General features: G+C 57.4%; 19 protein-coding genes. 17 read left to right on the top strand and 2 right to left on the bottom strand.

The window, feature by feature from the left end:
- Nucleotides 1-186 precede the first annotated feature (186 nt).
- The 7 genes from CPAR_RS11260 to CPAR_RS04640 all read left to right on the top strand — a co-directional run bounded on the left by CPAR_RS11260 (nucleotide 187) and on the right by CPAR_RS04640 (nucleotide 7,332).
- Nucleotides 187-363, top strand: coding sequence for a class I SAM-dependent methyltransferase (locus CPAR_RS11260; RefSeq protein ID WP_232203944.1), 177 nt, complete (start codon nucleotides 187-189; stop codon nucleotides 361-363).
- Nucleotides 360-848, top strand: coding sequence for a class I SAM-dependent methyltransferase (locus tag CPAR_RS04665; RefSeq protein ID WP_232203943.1), 489 nt, complete (start codon nucleotides 360-362; stop codon nucleotides 846-848). The genes CPAR_RS11260 and CPAR_RS04665 overlap by 4 nt, the downstream gene beginning before the upstream one ends.
- A 7-nt stretch (nucleotides 849-855) precedes the next feature.
- On the top strand, nucleotides 856-1,530 hold the full coding sequence (locus CPAR_RS04660; protein WP_012502157.1) for an HAD family hydrolase: 675 nt from the start codon (nucleotides 856-858) through the stop codon (nucleotides 1,528-1,530).
- Between the two features lie 197 nt (nucleotides 1,531-1,727).
- Nucleotides 1,728-3,908, top strand: a complete 2,181-nt coding sequence (ppk1, locus tag CPAR_RS04655; RefSeq protein WP_012502156.1) for a polyphosphate kinase 1 — start codon at nucleotides 1,728-1,730, stop codon at nucleotides 3,906-3,908.
- A gap of 112 nt (nucleotides 3,909-4,020) precedes the next feature.
- Entirely contained in the window at nucleotides 4,021-5,016 is a 996-nt protein-coding gene (locus tag CPAR_RS04650) for an NEL-type E3 ubiquitin ligase domain-containing protein (protein WP_012502155.1), read from the top strand.
- 1 nt (nucleotide 5,017) lies between these two features.
- Nucleotides 5,018-6,592 carry a CHAD domain-containing protein gene (locus CPAR_RS04645; protein ID WP_012502154.1) on the top strand — a complete coding sequence of 525 codons (1,575 nt, stop codon included), beginning with the start codon at nucleotides 5,018-5,020 and terminating at the stop codon, nucleotides 6,590-6,592.
- Nucleotides 6,589-7,332 carry a ParA family protein gene (locus CPAR_RS04640; protein WP_012502153.1) on the top strand — a complete coding sequence of 248 codons (744 nt, stop codon included), beginning with the start codon at nucleotides 6,589-6,591 and terminating at the stop codon, nucleotides 7,330-7,332. The genes CPAR_RS04645 and CPAR_RS04640 overlap by 4 nt, the downstream gene beginning before the upstream one ends.
- Before the next feature lie 34 nt (nucleotides 7,333-7,366).
- Here the strand turns inward: CPAR_RS04640 and CPAR_RS04635 are convergent, their stop codons facing one another.
- The gene (locus CPAR_RS04635) at nucleotides 7,367-8,428 is read right to left on the bottom strand and encodes a metallophosphoesterase family protein (RefSeq protein WP_012502152.1); all 1,062 of its coding nucleotides are present in this window, start codon (nucleotides 8,426-8,428) and stop codon (nucleotides 7,367-7,369) included.
- Nucleotides 8,429-8,528: 100 nt separating this feature from the next.
- Nucleotides 8,529-9,602, bottom strand: a complete 1,074-nt coding sequence (locus tag CPAR_RS04630) for a metallophosphoesterase (RefSeq protein ID WP_012502151.1) — start codon at nucleotides 9,600-9,602, stop codon at nucleotides 8,529-8,531.
- A gap of 249 nt (nucleotides 9,603-9,851) precedes the next feature.
- Here CPAR_RS04630 and trmH point away from each other — a divergent pair, with 249 nt between their 5' ends.
- From trmH to CPAR_RS04580, 10 genes are all read left to right on the top strand, one after another.
- Nucleotides 9,852-10,517 (top strand): tRNA (guanosine(18)-2'-O)-methyltransferase TrmH, encoded by a 666-nt coding sequence (gene trmH / locus CPAR_RS04625; protein ID WP_012502150.1) that lies wholly within the window; start codon nucleotides 9,852-9,854, stop codon nucleotides 10,515-10,517.
- A 505-nt stretch (nucleotides 10,518-11,022) separates the two neighbouring features.
- A complete protein-coding gene (locus tag CPAR_RS04620) occupies nucleotides 11,023-11,640 on the top strand; it encodes a DUF4255 domain-containing protein (RefSeq protein ID WP_012502149.1) in 618 nt (205 codons plus the stop codon).
- Between the two features lie 10 nt (nucleotides 11,641-11,650).
- Nucleotides 11,651-12,667: a hypothetical protein gene (locus CPAR_RS04615; RefSeq protein WP_012502148.1), complete on the top strand. Its 1,017-nt coding sequence runs from the start codon at nucleotides 11,651-11,653 to the stop codon at nucleotides 12,665-12,667.
- 28 nt (nucleotides 12,668-12,695) lie between these two features.
- Nucleotides 12,696-14,729, top strand: coding sequence for a phage tail sheath family protein (locus tag CPAR_RS04610; RefSeq protein WP_012502147.1), 2,034 nt, complete (start codon nucleotides 12,696-12,698; stop codon nucleotides 14,727-14,729).
- 57 nt (nucleotides 14,730-14,786) lie between these two features.
- Nucleotides 14,787-15,224 (top strand): phage tail protein, encoded by a 438-nt coding sequence (locus tag CPAR_RS04605; RefSeq protein WP_012502146.1) that lies wholly within the window; start codon nucleotides 14,787-14,789, stop codon nucleotides 15,222-15,224.
- Nucleotides 15,225-15,237: 13 nt separating this feature from the next.
- Nucleotides 15,238-15,681 (top strand): phage tail protein, encoded by a 444-nt coding sequence (locus CPAR_RS04600; protein ID WP_012502145.1) that lies wholly within the window; start codon nucleotides 15,238-15,240, stop codon nucleotides 15,679-15,681.
- 5 nt (nucleotides 15,682-15,686) lie between these two features.
- Nucleotides 15,687-15,872, top strand: coding sequence for a DUF5908 family protein (locus CPAR_RS04595; protein ID WP_012502144.1), 186 nt, complete (start codon nucleotides 15,687-15,689; stop codon nucleotides 15,870-15,872).
- Nucleotides 15,872-16,582, top strand: coding sequence for a CIS tube protein (locus CPAR_RS04590; protein ID WP_012502143.1), 711 nt, complete (start codon nucleotides 15,872-15,874; stop codon nucleotides 16,580-16,582). The genes CPAR_RS04595 and CPAR_RS04590 overlap by 1 nt, the downstream gene beginning before the upstream one ends.
- The gene (gene vgrG / locus CPAR_RS04585; RefSeq protein WP_012502142.1) at nucleotides 16,579-18,345 is read left to right on the top strand and encodes a type VI secretion system tip protein VgrG; all 1,767 of its coding nucleotides are present in this window, start codon (nucleotides 16,579-16,581) and stop codon (nucleotides 18,343-18,345) included. Before CPAR_RS04590 ends, vgrG begins: the two co-directional genes overlap by 4 nt.
- Nucleotides 18,346-18,360: 15 nt before the next feature.
- Nucleotides 18,361-18,630 (top strand): PAAR domain-containing protein, encoded by a 270-nt coding sequence (locus tag CPAR_RS04580; RefSeq protein WP_012502141.1) that lies wholly within the window; start codon nucleotides 18,361-18,363, stop codon nucleotides 18,628-18,630.
- Nucleotides 18,631-18,717 lie beyond the last annotated feature (87 nt).

The raw sequence follows: 18,717 nt of genomic DNA, 5'->3' as shown, positions 1-18,717 counted from the left end.
AAGATAACCGGCGATTGTTGGGGCTCCGTTGAGCGCTGGAAACGATTGTGAAACATCGTATCAAAAACAGCGAAATGACCGGAAGAAATGATTATCGGGCACACCTTTTACGCTTTGGCGATGAACTGTATATTGCGCACAGCCGTTACGATTTCAACTTGTATGATGTAAACGATTTGAACCGCCATGACCGACAAAAACTGGACCGATACCCAACGTTTTGACGACAAGGCTGCCGAGTGGGACGACAACGCACGCCGCGCGGCAATGGCCGATGCGGTGGCCCGCGCCATCATTGCCCATATGCCGATCAACAAGCCGCAGAATGCGCTCGAATTCGGCTGTGGCACCGGCCCCTGGTGACCACGCGCATCGCGCCCCACTGCGCCCGGCTGACCGCCGTGGACAGCTCGCGCGAAATGATCCGGATGCTCAATGAAAAAGTCGCTGCCGGAAACATCGTCAACATCGAGCCTTTGCATCTCGATTTCAGCCGCCCCGAAAAGGCTACGGAACTTGCCGGTGACTTCGACTTCGTCTTCAGCAGCATGACCCTGCACCACATTCCCGACCCCGAAAGCTTCCTGCGGGAACTGATCGGCCACATGTCGCCCGGCGGAACGCTCTCCATTGCCGATCTGGACGCCGAGGACGGGTTGTTCCACGACGACGCGACCGAAAAGGTGCATCACGGCTTCGACCGACAGGAGTTGCAATCGAGCCTCGAATCGGCAGGCTTTGCAAACGTCGCCTTCATCACGGCGCACGTCATCGAAAAAAAGAACCGCGCAGGCAAGCAGACCGCCTACCCGATTTTCCTCCTCACAGCAGTCAAACCTCAGCCATAACGACACCATGAACCAGCAAAAAACCTCCCCGTTCTCCGCTGTGGTGTTCGACCTGGACGGCACCCTGCTCAACACCATCGAAGACATCTCGTACTGCCTCAACTCGGTGCTCGACCAACACGGCTACCCTACCCACTCGCTTGACCGTTGCCGGGAAATGATTGGATTCGGGATGCGCGTACTGATAAAGAAAGCGGTGCCGGAAGAGGCGCACGACGAGGCGATCACCGAACCGTTGCTCAAGGAGATGCAGGCCTGTTACGCCGAGCACTGGAACGAACGTTCACGGCCTTATGACGGCATCGACACCCTGCTAAACGCCATCGACGAACTCGGCCTGAAAAAGGCGGTCCTCTCCAACAAGCCCGACCGCTTTACCCGCCAGTGCGCCGAAGAGTTGCTCGCGCCGTGGACATTCGACGCCATCATGGGCTTCCGGGAAGAGATTCCGGCCAAGCCAGATCCCCAGGGCGCCCTGCGCGTCGCCGATATGCTCGGAGTCTCCCCCTCCTCGATTCTCTACGTCGGCGACAGCGGGGTCGACATGGAAACCGCCGTAGCAGCAGGCATGTATCCGCTTGGCGTGCTTTGGGGCTACCGCCCGGCCGAAGACCTGCTCGCCACGGGAGCCCGGCACCTGGTTTCCACACCGGAAGAGATCATTCCGCTGCTCTCTTTTTAAGGCCGCAACTCCATACAGGGTTACGATTTAACCATTCCGTAACATTTCAGCATGCAACGATTAACTACGTTTAAAGATTAGTAGTTAATCGAACTCGTTCAATTGCAATGCTTTTGAACGGTTTCCGTATGACCGTTCGGCTGATCGATACAACAAACGGTTACACTCCTTACCGACATCAGTTGCGCTTCTGAACCATGAGCGAAACCAGTTCCGACAACCTTCTGAACACCATCACGCCGAAGCCGGTAAAACTCAACGGCAAAGGCCGCATCGAGGATTTTTCCGATCCGTCGCTCTACATCAACCGCGAGCTGAGCTGGCTGCTCTTCAACCAGCGGGTGCTCGAAGAGGCCACGCGCCCCGGCCTGCATCCGTTGCTCGAACGGGTCAAGTTCATCTCGATCTTCAGCTCCAACCTCGACGAGTTTTTCATGATCCGCGTGGCGGGCATCGAAAAGCAGGTCGAGGCGGGAATCCAGAAAAAAACGGTCGATGGCTTCACCCCGAACGAGCAGCTCGAACAGATCCGCTCGGCGGTGCTCAAACAGCTCGAACAGCGCCACACCTGCCTCTACGACGACCTCATTCCGGCGATGGCGGCGGAAGGCATCACCTTCGTTTCGTTCAGGGAGTTACCGCAACAGGAGCGCGACGCACTGACCGACTATTTCTTCAAGGAGATCTATCCGGTACTCACGCCGCTGGCCTTCGACACCGGCCACCCGTTCCCGTTCATGTCGAACCTGTCGCTGAACCTGGCCATCGAGCTGGAGGATTGCGAGCACGGCAACATCAAATTCGCCCGCGTCAAGGTACCAAACATCCTGCCCCGCCTGCTCAAGCTCAACGACATCGAGGGCATCGAATCGAGCGACTCCGCGATACGTTTCCTCTGGATGGAAGACCTGATCCAGAACAACCTGGAGCGGCTCTTCCCGAAGATGAAAATCATCCGCTCGCACCAGTTCCGAATCATTCGGGACGCCGATATCGAAATCGAGGAAGACGAGGCTGGCGACCTGTTACAGACCATCGAAAAAGGGGTGCGCTCGCGCCGCTACGGCGACGTGGTCAGGCTCGACGTCAGCCCGAAAATGCCCGCATTCATCCGGCAACTGCTCATCAACAACCTTGAGGTTGACGAGCGAAACGTCTATGAAATCGATGGAACGCTCGGGCTCAGCTGCCTGATCGAGCTGCTGAAAATCGACCTCCCCGGTTTGAAGGACGAGCCGTTCATCCCTTTCAATCCGTTTGAGGAGAAGCGCACCACCGACCTGTTCAACGCGATTCGCGACCGGGATATTCTGCTCTACCACCCGTACGACTCGTTCCAGCCGGTGGTGGATTTCATCGACCGCGCGGCCAGTGACCCGGATGTGCTCTCCATCAAGCAGACGCTCTACCGTGTCGGAGGCAACTCGCCCATCGTCAAATCGCTGATGAAGGCGGCCGAATTGGGCAAGCAGGTAGCCGTGCTGGTGGAGTTGAAGGCGCGCTTCGACGAGGAGAACAACATCGTCTGGGCCAAGGCGCTCGAAGAGGTCGGTGCGCACGTCATCTACGGTCTGCCGGGGCTGAAAACCCACGCCAAGCTCACGATGGTCGTGCGCCGCGAACCCGTAGGCCTGAAACGCTACCTGCATCTCGGCACGGGCAACTACAACCCGTCAACCGGCAAGCTCTACACCGACTACAGCTTCTTTACCGACGACGAAGCGCTGGCCGGTGAAGTGGCCGAGCTGTTCAACGCCCTGACCGGCTACTTCCGCCACACCGGCTACCACCACCTGCTGGTATCGCCGATCAACACACGGCAGCGGATCATCGAAATGATCGAGCGGGAAATCGAGTGGAAAACCAAAACCGGAAGCGGCCACGTGATGATGAAGATGAACTCGCTGGTCGATCCGGCCACCATTCGGGCGCTCTACAAAGCATCGTGCGCCGGAGTGACGATCGATCTGGTGGTCAGGGGCATCTGCTGCCTCAAGCCGGGCGTGCAGGGAGTCAGCGAAAACATCCGGGTGGTGAGCATCATCGGGCGCTACCTCGAACACAGCCGCGCCTACTATTTCGCCAACGGCGGAAGGCCAGAGGTGTACCTCGGCAGCGCCGACATCATGCCGCGCAACCTCGACGACCGGGTCGAAACTCTCTTCCCGATCTTCGACCCCGAGCTGGTACAACGGGTAAAGGCCGATCTCGACCTGATGCTGTCGGACAACGTGAAGGCCTGGCGCATCCGGCCCGACGGCACCTGCGAACCGCTGGTCAACGAAGCGCCGAAGGTCAACAGCCAGGATCGCTTCATGAAACGCGGTCAGCAGAAAAAGAAATCGACCGGAATCAAGCGCGGCCTGACGATGAACTGACCGTGAGTTTCACGCCCGATTGACTGACTGTAACGAACCCGTCAAGAATGTGTTAACTCGATGTGACATTCCTGAGGAAGGGGTGCGTATCAAGCTACCTTAACGATCGAAAATGTCTGATAACTCTGTTCAATCATCGATTGCCGGACAAAACGCGGGACTCCCGGAAAACGGAGCCTTACCCCTCGCACAGGTCGGCCGCGTCATCGCCACGCGCGAGCTGCGCCCGATGTCGGCATCGAATCAACATCGATCGGAAATGAAACGCACATTCAGGGATGTGATGGGCACGCTCGACGGCACCACCGATATTGACTGCTCGAACATGGGGCTCACCTCGCTCGAAGGTTGCCCGGAAATCGTGGAAGGCTCGTTCAACTGCTCCGGCAACGAGCTGACTTCGCTCGAAGGCGCACCGCACGTCACCGGCAGCTTTGACTGTTCCGGCAACAAGCTCGCCTCGCTCGAAGGCGCGCCGCGCAAGGTCAGCGGCGACTTCAACTGCTCCCACAATTTGCTGAACTGCCTGAAAGGCGCACCGGCAAAGGTGAAAGGATCGTTCGACTGCTCCCGCAACCGCCTCATCGCGCTCACCGGTGCACCGAAAAAGGTGAAGGGACTGTTCGACTGTTCCGGCAACAACCTCGTTTCGCTTCACGGAGCACCGCTCATCACCGGTTCGTTCAACTGCTCGAACAACCGCCTGCGCACCCTGCACGGCGCGCCGGACGAAGTGCACTTCGACTTCGACTGCTCCTCGAACATGATCTCCACGCTCGACGGCGCCCCGGAATTCGTCAACGGCCACTTCTCCTGCGCGAACAACCTGCTGGAGAACCTCGAACACGGTCCGCTCGAAGTCACGGGTGATTTCAACTGTTCCGGCAACCGGCTCACGAACCTGAAACGGTTCCCAAAAAAAGTCATCGGCTCGCTCGACTGCGCAGAAAATCCGGCCGTGTCGTGCGATACCGTCCGGCAGGATCCCGGCAACCGTTGCGTCCGGCTGGTTCAGGGTGGCTCGACCCGCTGCTGCTGCCAGGAATCGACCCCGGAAAAATCTGTCGCGCTGAGTCCGCCATCTCCACCGATCAACACTGCAATCTGATATGAGCACCGCTCCCGAAAGCCTTTACTTCAGGGTCAGCGGAGACGATCCGCTGGATCAGACCGTCGGGCGTAACCTGCCTGATGGCTGGAAGATCGCTAAAATCTCCACACGACGGGAGCGCCAGATTTTTTACGATACGTTTGAGGAAGAGGCGTTCCGCAATGGTTTTGCCGTCGTGCGCAGGAAGGCCAAGCTGCTGGTCATCGAGCTCGACACCGGCCTGACGCTTGCCGAAGCCCCCTTTTCCGGCTCACCAGCCTCATTTTTCGCTGCCTCCCTGCCGGAAGGCACAGCGCAGAAGCTGCTCCTGAAATGCAGCGACCTCCGCGCGTTCATCAACCGCTGCACCATCGACCACTTCATCTCCTCATGGCGACTGCTGGACGAGGACGATAAAACCGTCGCCAAGCTCGAATACGAATCGATCCACCCGGTTGACAAAAACAGTGATGCCGTCTTTCCGCGCCACTATTCGATCACACCACTGAAAGGCTACCACAAGGAGCTTTCGCAGATGCTCATGGCGCTCCCCGAACCGGTCGATGCCTACCGCATCGTCAGCTTCAAAGAGCGCTACATGACCATCATGGAGGCCGCCGCACCGTTCGGGCAGGGCTACTCTGCAAAGCTGCATCTGCAACTCGACCCGAAAGCGCCGATCCACGAAAACATCAAGCGGCTGCTGCGCTTCACCACCTCGATCATGGAGATCAACGAGTCGGGCATCCGCAAAGACATCGACTCCGAATTTCTGCACGACTACCGGGTGGCCGTCCGCCGGAGCCGCTCGATCATCAAGCTGCTCAACGGCGCGTTCGTGCCCGAAAAGACCGCTTGGGCGCTGGCCGGGCTGCGCGAGCTGGGCAAGGGCACCAACGAGCTGCGCGACAGCGACGTCTATCTGCTCCGCCGCGACGAGTACACCTCGCTTCTGCCGCAGTCGCTTCAGACTGCGCTCAATCCCTTTTTCAGCGACATTGAAGCTGCCAAACGCTTGCATCACAAACAATTCTGTCGTTACCTTTCAAGCAGGGAATATCTCGACTTCATGACCTCCTGGAAAGCGTTTATCGACGACGAAAAACTTCCGGATGAGGAACTTGCTCCGCTGGCAGCCCAACCAACCGCGGTTGTTGCAGCCAAAACGATCAGAAAAGCCCTGAAAAAGGTGCTCGTGCATGGCCGGAGAACCGGACAGGAAACCAGCGACGCCGAGCTGCATGAACTGCGCATCGATTGCAAAAAGCTGCGCTACCTGCTCGAATTCTTCTCATCGCTCTTTCCGCCGAAAGCGGCATCCAGAGTGCTTAAACAGATGAAAGCGTTGCAGGACAACCTCGGCACTTTCGTGGACATGTCGGTGCAGATGACCTTCCTGCAAAGCCGCCTTGAAGAGATTCCGGCTGGCAGAGGCGGCATCGAAGAGGCGGCGGCCATCGGCGGACTGCTCACCACGCTGTACAACGAAAGGGAGAAAGTCAGAGAACATTTCCATGAAATCTTTTCCGGTTTCGACAACGAAGAGACCGGAAACCTGTTCGATGAACTCCTGAACGGACTTGCCTCAGCATGAAAACCATCGCGCTCTACAGCATCAAAGGCGGAGTCGGCAAAACAGCCGCCGCCGTGAACCTCTCGTTCCTTGCCGCCTCTCCCTCGACGCCATCGCTCATCTGCGACCTCGATCCACAGGGCGCAAGTTCTTTTTATTTCAGGATTAAAGCCTCGAAGAAGTACAACAGCGAGAAGTTCCTGAAGGGCAACCAGAAGATCATTCGCAACATCAAGGCAACCGATTTCGACCATCTCGACCTGTTGCCTTCGGACATGTCGTACCGGAACCTCGACATTGAGCTTTCGGAAGCAAAAAACCCGAAGAAAAAGCTCTCAAAAAACCTCGAAGGGCTGGAAGAGGAGTACAAGTACCTCTTTTTCGACTGCCCGCCGAACCTCACCCTGCTTTCGGAAAGCGTGTTCCGGGCCTCGGATCTGATTCTCGTGCCGATCATCCCCACAACGCTCTCCATCCGCACCTTCAACCAGCTCCTCGACTTTTTCAGGCAAAGCGGACTGGACACAAGCAAAATTGTCGGCTTTTTCTCGATGGAGGAGAAGCGCAAAACCATGCACAGGGAGATTGTCGACGAGTTCCGCGAAGACCCGGTCATGCTGAACCAGACCATTCCCTACAGCTCGGATGTCGAAAAAATGGGCAACTTCCGCGCCCCACTCAACGCCGTCCATCCCAGCGCGCCGGCTGCGAAGGCTTACCAGAGCTTATGGGATGAGGTGCGAGAACGGGTTCACCGTTAACAGCCCGATCTTGTAGGGACGACCGATCCCCCGCTCACGCCAGCAGCCGAATCCGCGAAAACACATAATCGAGCCGGTCTTCATTCAGCACGATGCGGTAAATGCCGCTGCTGCCCAGCTCTTCGGCCTTGTGGAGGCGCTCCCCGGGATAGGTGCCTCTCATCCCGTCTTTTGTCCAATAGACCAGCCGGATCATGCCGTCCTCGATTTCGAGAGCCGTCACGCCGCGTTTACCGATGCAACAGCCCGAATTGAAGATGCTCGGAATAGCGATGGTGTCGTAACGGCCGCTTCTCAGACTTTTGCGGGAACCATCTCGGTAGCACGATTCAAGCTCACGCCGCAGCTCGCCGATTTCATGCTCGATCGACTGCTGGAGCGCGACGTCCGCTTCGGTGTAGCTGCGGCACAGCTCCTCGATGCGGTAGTTCAGATAATCGAGCTTCGACATCGATTCGAACAGCGGCCGGTGGGTGTGGCCAATGATTGAAATCACCTTCGAACGGTTGGAAAACTCATAGACCGAACGCTCGATGGCGTAGCGCTTGCGGTTGCTGTATGAAACCGAGTAGTTGCGAAAGCCGAACGGGCGGGCAAAGTAGCGGAGAAGATAGAACAGCGATCGGCTGAAAATCGAACTCGGTTCGTTCAGATAGGGCGAAGCCTGATGGCCATGGAACAGCAACAGACGCTGACCTTCGTAGTGCAGGCAGAGCGACTCGGCCAGCACATCGGCGAGACGGTAATCGCTGTGATCAAGAAGTGCATGGTCGTGGTTGCCGTAGAGCTTGCGCACGAACCCGTTTCGCCTGAACAGCAAAAAAAGCTCCCACAGCTCGCCCCACGCGGCCTCGATGCTGTGCAGGTCGAACTTGAACAGCTCCTCGATATCGCCGTTCAGCACCAGACTGAATCTGCCGGAAAGGTAATGGTTGCGCAGAAGCGTTTCGAATAGCGGCCCGTTATGCCGGAATTCGTCATTACGCCCGCCGTCACCCAGATGCAGATCACTGAAGACGACGATCCTCGAATCGCGGCTGATATCGATGGTTTCGGAAGCGTGAAGCAGTCGTTCAAGATTGGAGAAGCACTTCATGGACCGCCTGATGAATGAACGGGAGGCTTTGTGTTCGAATCACCAAAGGTACACCATTTCGGGCGGGCACACTGCAAACATCAGGTAAACTCTGATGAGCTCAAGCCAACAGGTGAATCCGCGAAAACACGTAGTCGAGTTGGTCCTCGTTAAGCACGATGCGGTAAAAACCGGTGTTTCCGAGCTGTTCTGGCTCGTGGTTGCGGTCGCTGACGTAGCGCCTGCCCGGCTTGCCCTTGAACCAGTAAACCAGCCGAATGCGGTCACCGTCGATTTCGATGGCGGTCACACCGCGCTTGCCGATAGCGCAGCCGGAGTTGAACACGCTCGGAATGACGATGTTGTTGTACCGCCCGCTGCGCAGACCGATTCTTTTGCCCTGCGAAAAACAGGCGTCCAGCTCGGCTTTCAGTTCGCTGATCTGCTCCTGAATCCCCTGCTTCTCCCCGCCATCAGCCGAGGCGTAGAGACGGCAGAGCTCCTCGATCCGGTAGTTGAGATGATCGACCTTCGAGAGCGATTCGAACAGCGGGCGGTGCGTGTGACCGATGATCGAGACAATCTTGGCCTGGTTGGAAAAATCGTAGATCGACTTTTCAATGGCGAAACGGCGGCGGCTGTTGTAGGCAGAGGAGAAGTTACGGATACCGATGGGTTTGGCGATGTAGCGCAGGAACAGAATGATTGCACGGCTCACGAGCGGATAGGTTTCCCAGAGCAGAATCGAAGCCTGGTGGCCATGAAAGAGCAGCAACGTCTCGTCGCCATAGACAAACTTGACCGCCTCCTGCAGGTAGGGCGCAAGCCGGTAACCGCGCTCTCCGTCAAGATCGGAATCGTGATTGCCGTAGGTCTTCCAGAGGAAACCGTTCTTTTCAAAGCGGAGAAACAGATCGTACATCTCCGCCCAGCGCTCGGTAATGCTGTCCACTGAAAACTTGAATAACTCTTCGACATCGCCGTTCAGGGCAAGACTGTAACTGCCGGGAAGGTAATAGTCGCGCAGCATCGAACGCACCAGCCGCGCATTCCTCCGGAATTCATCCCGGCGACCACCATTGCCCATGTGTAAATCACTGAGAATCAGCACCTTTGAAGAGCTGTCGAGCTGAACCGTCTTGGCTGTTGACAGCAACTTCTCAAGATGAGGATGTTTTTTCTGATGCAGACGCATATAGGCAATAATGTTCGTACTGCCTGCGTTAGCGATAACTCATACAGGCTTTATGATTTTTAACCTCCGGAAACGCTCAATGGTTCTCGAATCCCCTGCCGGAAAAAGAGCACTATTGAGCACGGCCAAAACGCTCATAATATAGCATCAACGGCCACTTCGGGAAACCCGCTCCCCTGATCTGATTGAAGATTTTACGAAAAAAGGCTTTCTTGTTTGGAAGGCTTCATTTAACGAAACCCAACGCCCTTGATAGCCCCCGAACGATTTCAGAAAATCCACCAGCTTCTTGAAAGGCGCCAGACCGACCTGACGCTCGTCATGGACAACGTCAACAAGCCGCACAACCTGGCGGCCATCATCCGGAGTTGCGACGCGGTCGGCATCCACCAGGTGCACGCCATCTCCCGGCGCTCCTCGATCAGAACCAAGCAGCACACCGCCGCCGGCGCAAGCCGCTGGGTCAAGGTCGGCCTGAGCGATTCGATCGTGCCGGTCGGCGAAAAGATCCGGGAAGCGGGCATGCAGATTCTCGTCGCCACCTACCGGCCCGATGCGGTCGACTTCCGCTCGATCGACTACACCCGTCCGACAGCCATCGTGATGGGCGAAGAGCTGACCGGCCCGTCCGAAGAGGCGATGAACCTGGCCGACCATTTCGTGTACATTCCCATGTTCGGCATGGTTGAATCGCTGAACGTCTCGGTCGCGGCAGCCCTGATTTTGTTCGAAGCACAACGGCAGCGCAAGGCGGCCGACTTGTACGACTCACGGCACTTCAGCGACGCAGAGTTCGAGCGCCTGCTGTTCGAATACGCCTACCCTCGCCTGAGCGCTGTGTTGCGCGAACAGGGTAAACCTTATCCGCAACTTGACGAGCAGGGCTCATTCCACACAGGCGATGTTGCGGAATAGACCTCACTGCTGTTTGCAAATCACTACGTTGCCCGAAGCAACAAAAAAAATCTTCCGCACATATACATATTCATAAAGTTTTTTTGAGCAAACTCAACCGTCCAACCTGTATTTCACATAGAGAGCCGGGCTCGCGTCCGGTTTTTCCATTTTGACACAAGCAGTGATAATGGTAGCTTTTTGTATTGGTAGATACAGCCACTCAACCACAACGAAATCCAGCATTTATAGTTATCCGTATGCTGGTTGTATCGTACGATGGTTTTCAATCAAACGCTGTTCTTTCGAGTTAGAGCTGACTGGCATTGCTGCCCGGTAACCCCGAAGCGCGAATATCGTTTTTCCATCATATTCGCCATCACTGCCGGACATCGAGCATACGGCGCATGAAACCTGACCATGCCTGCCAATGCAACAAAAAAACGCATTCGGAAAATCGTGAGGGGTTCCTGAAAACCCGAAACACGAAACGAATCGCAGAAAAGACAAATCCAGAGGGCTCCCCATGATTTCACACGGCCTGTCCATCGTGGTCAACGAACTGAATGCGCATCTCGATGACATCTATGGCACGGGATCGGGCAACGCGGCGCTGGGCAATCCCTCCGACGGATTCGACTCATCAGGTTCGGCCCTTTCGCGCGACTCGGTCATCTGTTCGGTCATCAATATCCGGGAAGAAAAAACCCTCAAGAACCAGCCGAACTATGTGCGGGACGAGAGCGCGCTGAAAGCGCTGTATGAAAACCCGCCCGTGTTCCTCAATTTCCAGATTCTCATCATCGCCCCGAATAAAAGCTATACCGGCGGCCTGTTACAACTCTCAAGGGTCATCCGCTTTTTCCAGTTCAGAAACCACTTCACGCAGGACAACGTCGCTCCGGCCTCGATCACCAGCGACGCTCCGGCCAACAGCCTCGACCGCCTCGAATCGTTCAAGATGATTTTCGATCTCTACTCTCCGTCGATGGAGGAGGTGAACCACCTCTGGGGAACGCTCGGCGGCAAACAGTACCCTTTCGTGATCTACTGGATGCGCATGCTCGACCTGAAGTTCGCCTCCCGGCAGCATGAAAGCGGCCTGATTACGGAGATCGTCACCGATTTCAGCCACAAATCCTGAGCCCCAAACCATGAGCGAACGCCGCAAACAGAAATACTCCCGGCTGCTGGAGGTTTGGCTGCTCCACCACTACTGGCTGGACAAGGGATCGACGCTGTTCGACAATCTTTCGGACGAAGAGCAGGAGCGCTATCTCATCGACTATGACATCACCGCATGGATTCAAATCGAGCCGACTGAAAAAGCAAAAAAAACCTTGAAGGCTTGCGGGGCGACATGGCACCAGACGAAGCGCGGCTTCCTTGTAGCCGTGCCTGATGACGCCGTTATACCACAGGAGACCGTTCTGGAGTGGATGCTGACGCCTGCGTCCTCAGACTTTTTCAACTACACGGCGCTGACCTTCCGGCCACAGGCACTCCACGAATGCTACACTGCTGACAAAAGCACCCGCTACCGCTTCAAAGAGGACGTCCCGGTCTTCAGCAACATTACCGGAGCTTCAAGGGGAAGCGGGGCGAATAAAACGCGTTTTCTCTCCAGCGAAATCGGTGCGCTTGAGACCGGGGATGGCGTCGAAGCGCTTTTCGAAAAAAGCGGCGCACTCTGCCAGCTAACGGCTGACCAGATCGGAAGCACACCCTCCTCGCAGACACTCGATGCCGATAAATCCGCCATGCCGGTCTTCGCCAACCAGCGCGACGTGCCGGACATCGACGCACCAGAAGGCATAACGGATGCCCCGGCAAAAGGCATCCAGCTCGACGACGATATGCCCGACGATCTGTTCGCGCTCATCAGGCTCACGGCGAAACGCGACGATGACAACGATTTCAGCTTAATCGACAACGAAGGCAAACCGCTGACGAAGTGCCCGGTGTTCCACCTGCGCTTTAAAAACCGCCACAGCTGGTGGAAATGGATCGAGCGTGACAGCAGCGAAAGCCTTTCATCTGAACCGCTACCCCTGACCTTTCACGGCAATGCCGCCGGAACGAACGGCAAAAAACCCTCGTCCGGCATGGTCAAGGCTGACTTGAATGAGCAGAAAGCGGTTTCCAGACTTGTTTCCGAGATATTTATCTGACGTAACCTCAACCTAAACGGGATAAACCATGGCAACAACGTATAAGACCCCCGGCGTCTATATCGAAGAGATCCCGAAGTTCCCACCTTCGATTGCACCCGTGGAGACGGCGATTCCGGCCTTTATCGGCTACACCGAAAAAGCGCTGAACAAAGGTGAGTCGCTCACAAACAAACCGACGAAAATCGAATCCATTGCCGAGTACGTCGAGCTGTTCGGCGAGGGACCTTCGCAGGAGATCGAAGTCTACCTCGACTCGGACAACAACTATGTCGGGTGCGGACAATCCGGCACCGGCGGCCGTCTGCTCTACGACAGCCTCAGGATGTTCTACGCCAACGGTGGAGGCAACTGCTACATCGTCTCGATCGGCAGTTATGACGACAGCCTCGACAAACAGGACTTCCTCGACGGCCTCGAAGCGGTCGAGAGCGAGGACGAGCCGACCATTCTGCTCTTCCCCGACGCCGTGAACCTGTCGGGCAACGAGCTGCATGACGTGCAGGTTGCCGCGCTCTCGCAGTGCAACAAGCTGCAGGACAGGGTGACGGTGTGCGACACGGTCAAATCGGATGACTTCGGCGACGACGTGCAGCAGCTGCGCGACAACATCGGCATCAACAACCTCAAGTATGGCGCGGCTTACGGGCCGTGGATCAACACCAGCCTTCCCCGCTACTTCTACTTCCGCGACCTCACGCTCAAGCGCGGCGACACGGCTGGCGACGTCATCGAAGCTGCAAGCCTTACCAGCGACACCGCAATTCTGCAAATGCTTTCGGATGTCACCGAAGCACAGGAGGCTGTCGATGAGCTCAAAGACGCTGAAACCGCCATCGCCGGTGAAGGCAAGAGCTGGTCGGACAAACTGAAAGAGATGACAGACGCCTACAACTCCTCGGCAGCCACAACGCTGGCCGCTCTGGAAGCCCCGTTGCAAGGCATCTATGACCTCCTTGCCGACATCGTGGCCGAAGTAAGCGACATGATCGATGGACTTCCGACGGTCGTCACCGCGTCGCCCGACCCGTCGGTTCCGGAAACGAAAGACTTCATCCTGAAAAAAGACATCACGCAGTACCTCGGCAGCTCCAAGCTGAAAAGTTCGGTGTTCGACGTGCTGGCCGCAAACTACAACTACGTGCTGGCCAATGGCACGATCAACCTCTTCTCGGACGACCCGGCGACCGCCACGACCGATCTCGGTAAGGCAATCGCCCTGTTGGGTTATACCGATTCGGCAGCATTCCTTGCCGTAACCAACGCCGAAGTCACCGCGAAGTACACGGTTTCGGGCATCACCGAAAAGCAGCAGGCCGACGTGGCCAAAAACGCTGCCATACAGGCTGCCAGCTCCATCATCGCGCTCTTCCGCTTCGCGCAGAATTCCGCGGCGGAGTACGAGAAAAAGTTCAACGACGCCCTCCTCGGCGCGTTCGGCACCTACAAAAACCTCGTCAGCAAGGCGATCGAATCGCTCAACCAGCTTCCGCCATCTGGCGCGATTGCGGGCGTTTATGCGGCCGTCGACTCGGATCGCGGCGTCTGGAAAGCGCCGGCAAACGTCAGCCTGAACTCGGTCATCAGCCCCGCCGCGAAAATTTCGCAGGAGCAGCAGGCCGACTACAACGTCGATGCCAACGCCGGCAAATCGATCAACATCATCCGCAGCTTCACCGGCAAGGGCGTGCTGGTGTGGGGTGCCCGCACGCTGGCAGGCAACGACAACGAATGGCGCTATGTTAACGTCCGGCGCTTCTTCAACTTCGTCGAAGAGTCGGTCAAAAAGGCGACCGAGCAGTTCGTCTTCGAGCCCAACGACGCCAACACCTGGGTACGCATCCAGGCCATGATCGAGAACTTCCTGACCGTCCTCTGGCGCCAGGGCGCATTGCAGGGCATCAAACCGGAACATGCGTTTTACGTCGCCGTCGGCCTCGGCAAAACCATGACCGCGCTGGACATCCTCGAAGGACGCATGATCATCGAAATCGGCATGGCCGCCGTCAGGCCCGCCGAGTTCATCATCCTGCGCTTCTCGCACAAGATGGCCGAATCGTAAACGCTGAACTGAAAAATCGATAACAGTTTTATCAATCCATAAATCTCACACACGATTATGGCACAGGAATATCCGATACCAAGGTTTCACTTCCAGGTTGACTGGGGAGGCGCGAAACTCAGCTTCACCGAAGTCACCGGACTGGTGATGGAGCGCGAAAAGATCGAGTACCGCCACAGCGACAGCAAGGATTTCAACAAAATCGCCATGCCGGGCATGGTCAAGAACAGCAACATCACGCTCAAGCGGGGCAAGTTTGAAAACGACTTCGACTTCAACACCTGGCTTGAGGATGTGGCAAACGAGCGCGTCGAAAACCGGCGTGACGTCACCATCCGGCTGCTCAACGAGAAGCACGCACCGGTTGCGGCATGGACGGCAGCGCGCTGCTTCCCGGTCAAGATCACCGCGCCCGACCTGAAATCCGACGCCAACGAGGTGGCCATCGAAAGCATCGAGCTGGCGCACGAGGGGCTGAAACTGATGAAGGTCTGAGCGGAACAGCGTTATGGTTGACTACTATCCGCCGTGGGGCTTCTATTTTCGGGTTGTCTTTGATATCAGCAAAGACAAGAACGACGCGCGTTTCCAGTCGGTCTCAGGCCTGTCGGTCGAGTACGATTTCGAGACCTTCAAGGAGGGCGGCGAGAACCGCTTCGAGCACAAACTGCCGGTGAGGACGAAGTATGCCGACCTGGTACTCAAGCGCGGTCTCTTGACCGACTCGGCCGTCATCGACTGGGCGCTCAAGGCGTTCCGCGACCGCACGTTCAGCCCCACGGATCTGACCGTCAACCTGTTGAACGAAAAAGGCGAGCCGCTGCAAACCTGGAACGTGGTTCACGCCATACCCAAAAAGTGGCTCGTCAGCGATTTCAACGCCAATGAAAACGGCGTGGTCATCGAAACGATGGAACTGAGTTACCGTTACTTCACCGTCCAGAAGGGGTAAACACGATGCCAATAGAGATCAGAGAGCTGCATATCAAGGTGACGGTCAACGAATCCGGAACGCCGGATAACAACCGGAACAGTGTGAGCCGGAGCGCCGAAGGTGCCGGCAATGAAACAGCTCGCGAGGAGCTGGTGGCCGAGTGCATCGAGCAGATGGTGAAGATCATGGAAAACAAACGCGAACGGTGATGGCTGAGAGCGGACAACTTGAAAAAATGCTGATCCTGGCATTCTCCGATTCCCGGAAGGCCGAAAGCGGCGGCAAGCAAGAGGCCGACGCCTACGTCGAGGCGTTGATCAATCCCGAGAGCTACACCCAGAGTTACAAACTGAAGTTCTCGAAATCGGGGCAGGGACAGGGCACCAGTGGCCAGCAGTTGAAGTACGAGTATTCGGAGCCCGGGGAGATGAGCTTCGAGTTCCTGTTCGACAACACCGGCATTATCGACGGTGAGAGCCGGGACTCCATCGCCGGTGATCTGAAGAAATTCCGCGAGGTGCTGATCGACTACAAGGGCGACGCGCACGAACCTCGCCACTTCAAGCTGGTGTGGGGTGAAAACTCCATCTTCAAAGGGCGAGTCACCGAGCTTGAAATAACCTACAAGCTCTTCAAACCGGACGGCACTCCCCTGCGCGCCACGGCGAAAGTGACCTTCAAGAGCAGCATCGAAGAGGAGAAACGCGCCGCATCCGAAGACCGGCAGTCCGCCGACCTGACCCACATCCGGACGGTCAAGGCGGGCGACACCCTGCCGCTGATGTGCTTCCGGATTTACGGCAACTCGAAGTACTATCTCGACGTAGCCGCGGCGAACAGACTCGACAACTTCCGATCGCTCGAACCCGGCATGAAAATCAGATTTCCGTCCATCGAGAAAAAGAGCAAGTCATCGTGAGCCCCGAGAACACCATTCCGACCCCGGCAACACCGGATGTCTGCACCATTGCGGTGCTGATCGACGGCGCGGAAATTCCGGGCCGGTTCCAGATCGTGGCGCTCTCGGTGTCGCATGAGCTGAACCGCATTCCGTCGGCAGTGTTGCAGTTTCTCGATGGCGAGGCCTCCAAAGGCACCTTCGAGGCAAGCGACGAGGAGCTGTTCGTGCCGGGCAAAGAGATCGAAATTCAGCTCGGCTATCGCGCCCAGAATGATTCGGTTTTCAGCGGCCTTGTGATCAAGCAGAGCCTGAAAATCCGAAAAAACGGCAGTTTCCTGTCGGTGGAGTGCCGGGGCAAGGCGATCAAAATGACCCGCGGCATCAAAAACCGCTACTTCAACGACGTGAAGGATAGTGACGTGATGGAGGAGATCATCGGCGCGTACGGCCTGCAAAGTGACGTAGCGGCGACCACGCCGGAGCCAGAATCGGTGGTGCAGTATGAATCGACCGACTGGGACTTCCTGCTCTGCCGCGCCGAAGCCAACGGCATGGTGGTCATGGCCTCGAATGACTCCGTGACGGTCGGCCCGCCCGATGCTTCAGCAGAACCATCGGTGACCGTGCGCTACGGAGCAACAGTGCTGGAGCTCGATGCAGAGCTGGATGCTCGCGTGCAGGAGACAGGAATCACGGCGTCGGCATGGAGCCCTGCTGATCAGGAGATCGTGGAAACGGAGGCCACCGAACCATCGACCACCGGCAACGGCAACCTTTCACCGAGCGACCTTGCCGACGTGCTTGGTGGCGAAGCGAACGTCATCCGCCACGGCGGAAATCTGAGCCAGCCAGAGCTTCAGGCCTGGGCGGACGCGCGGCTAACCAAGGAGCGGCTCGCCAAGGTTCGCGGACGGGTGCGGTTTCAGGGTCTGGCCACCATCGTGCCCGGCCAGGTGATCGAAGTGACCGGCATCGGCGCGCGGTTCGAGGGCAACCTCTACGTTTCGGGCATCCGGCACACGGTCAGCGGTGGCAACTGGGAGACCGATGTGCAGTTCGGCCTCGATCCGGAGCTCTTCCCGGAGCGCTACAACCTCCGTCCCCTGCCCGCCGCGGGTCTCTTGCCCGGCGTCGGCGGCTTGCAGATGGGAGTGGTCACGGTGCTCGAAGGCGACCCGGCAGGCATGGAGCGCATCAAAGTGCGGCTGCCGATGATCAGCGACGCGGACGAAGGCGTCTGGGCGCGGCTCGCCACGCTCGACGCCGGCGAGGAGCGCGGCACCTTTTTCCGCCCCGAGATCAACGACGAGGTGGTCGTGGGATTCCTCGGCGACGACCCGCGCCATCCGGTGGTGCTCGGCATGTGCCACAGCGCAGCAAAACCCGCGCCGGAAACCGCCTCGGACGATAACCACCGGAAAGGCTACGTCAGCCGCGAAAAGATGATGCTCACTTTCGATGATGATAAAAAGATCATCCATCTCGAAACGCCCGGCGGCAACAAGCTCTCACTTTCGGATGAAGACAATGGCATTCTCGTCGAGGATATGAACGGCAACAAAATCACCCTCGACGACAACGGCATCACCATCGAAAGCGCAAGCGACATCGTGCTGAAAGCGACCGGAGACATCAAGGCCGAAGGGGCGAACATCGAGTTCTCGGCGCAGAGCGGCTTCAAGGCCGAAGGAGCGGCGACCGCCGAACTCTCCGGAGCCAGCACAGAGGTCAAGGGCAGCGGCACGACAAAGATCAGCGGCGGAATGGTACAGATTAACTGAAAACCGGAAAACGAGATGCCTTTTGCAGCACGCGTCGGCGACATGATCGTCAGCACAGCAACCCAGGGGGCACCGATCCCCATCATCCCGCCCGGAGCGCCGACGGTGCTCATCGGCGGCATGCCAGCTGCACGGCTGGGCGATACGTGCGGCGCGGACTCCATCGTGATGGGATCGACCAGCGTGTCGATCGGCGGCATGCCGGCAGCCAGAGTCGGCGACCCGACCGCAGGAGGCGGCACGGTCATGCCGCCAGGCGCAACCACGGTGATGATCGGAGGATAGTTGATAATGGGCAGACGACTGGTCATCACCCATAAGAAAATCCCTGTAGGGGCAGGCCTTGCGCCTGCCCTGCCCGAAAATCAATCA

The sequence above is a fragment of the Chlorobaculum parvum NCIB 8327 genome, from assembly GCF_000020505.1.
Lineage (GTDB): Bacteria > Bacteroidota > Chlorobiia > Chlorobiales > Chlorobiaceae > Chlorobaculum > Chlorobaculum parvum_A.
The sequence above is the reverse complement of the archived record's forward strand: the minus strand, read 5'-3'. Positions and strand labels throughout refer to the sequence as shown.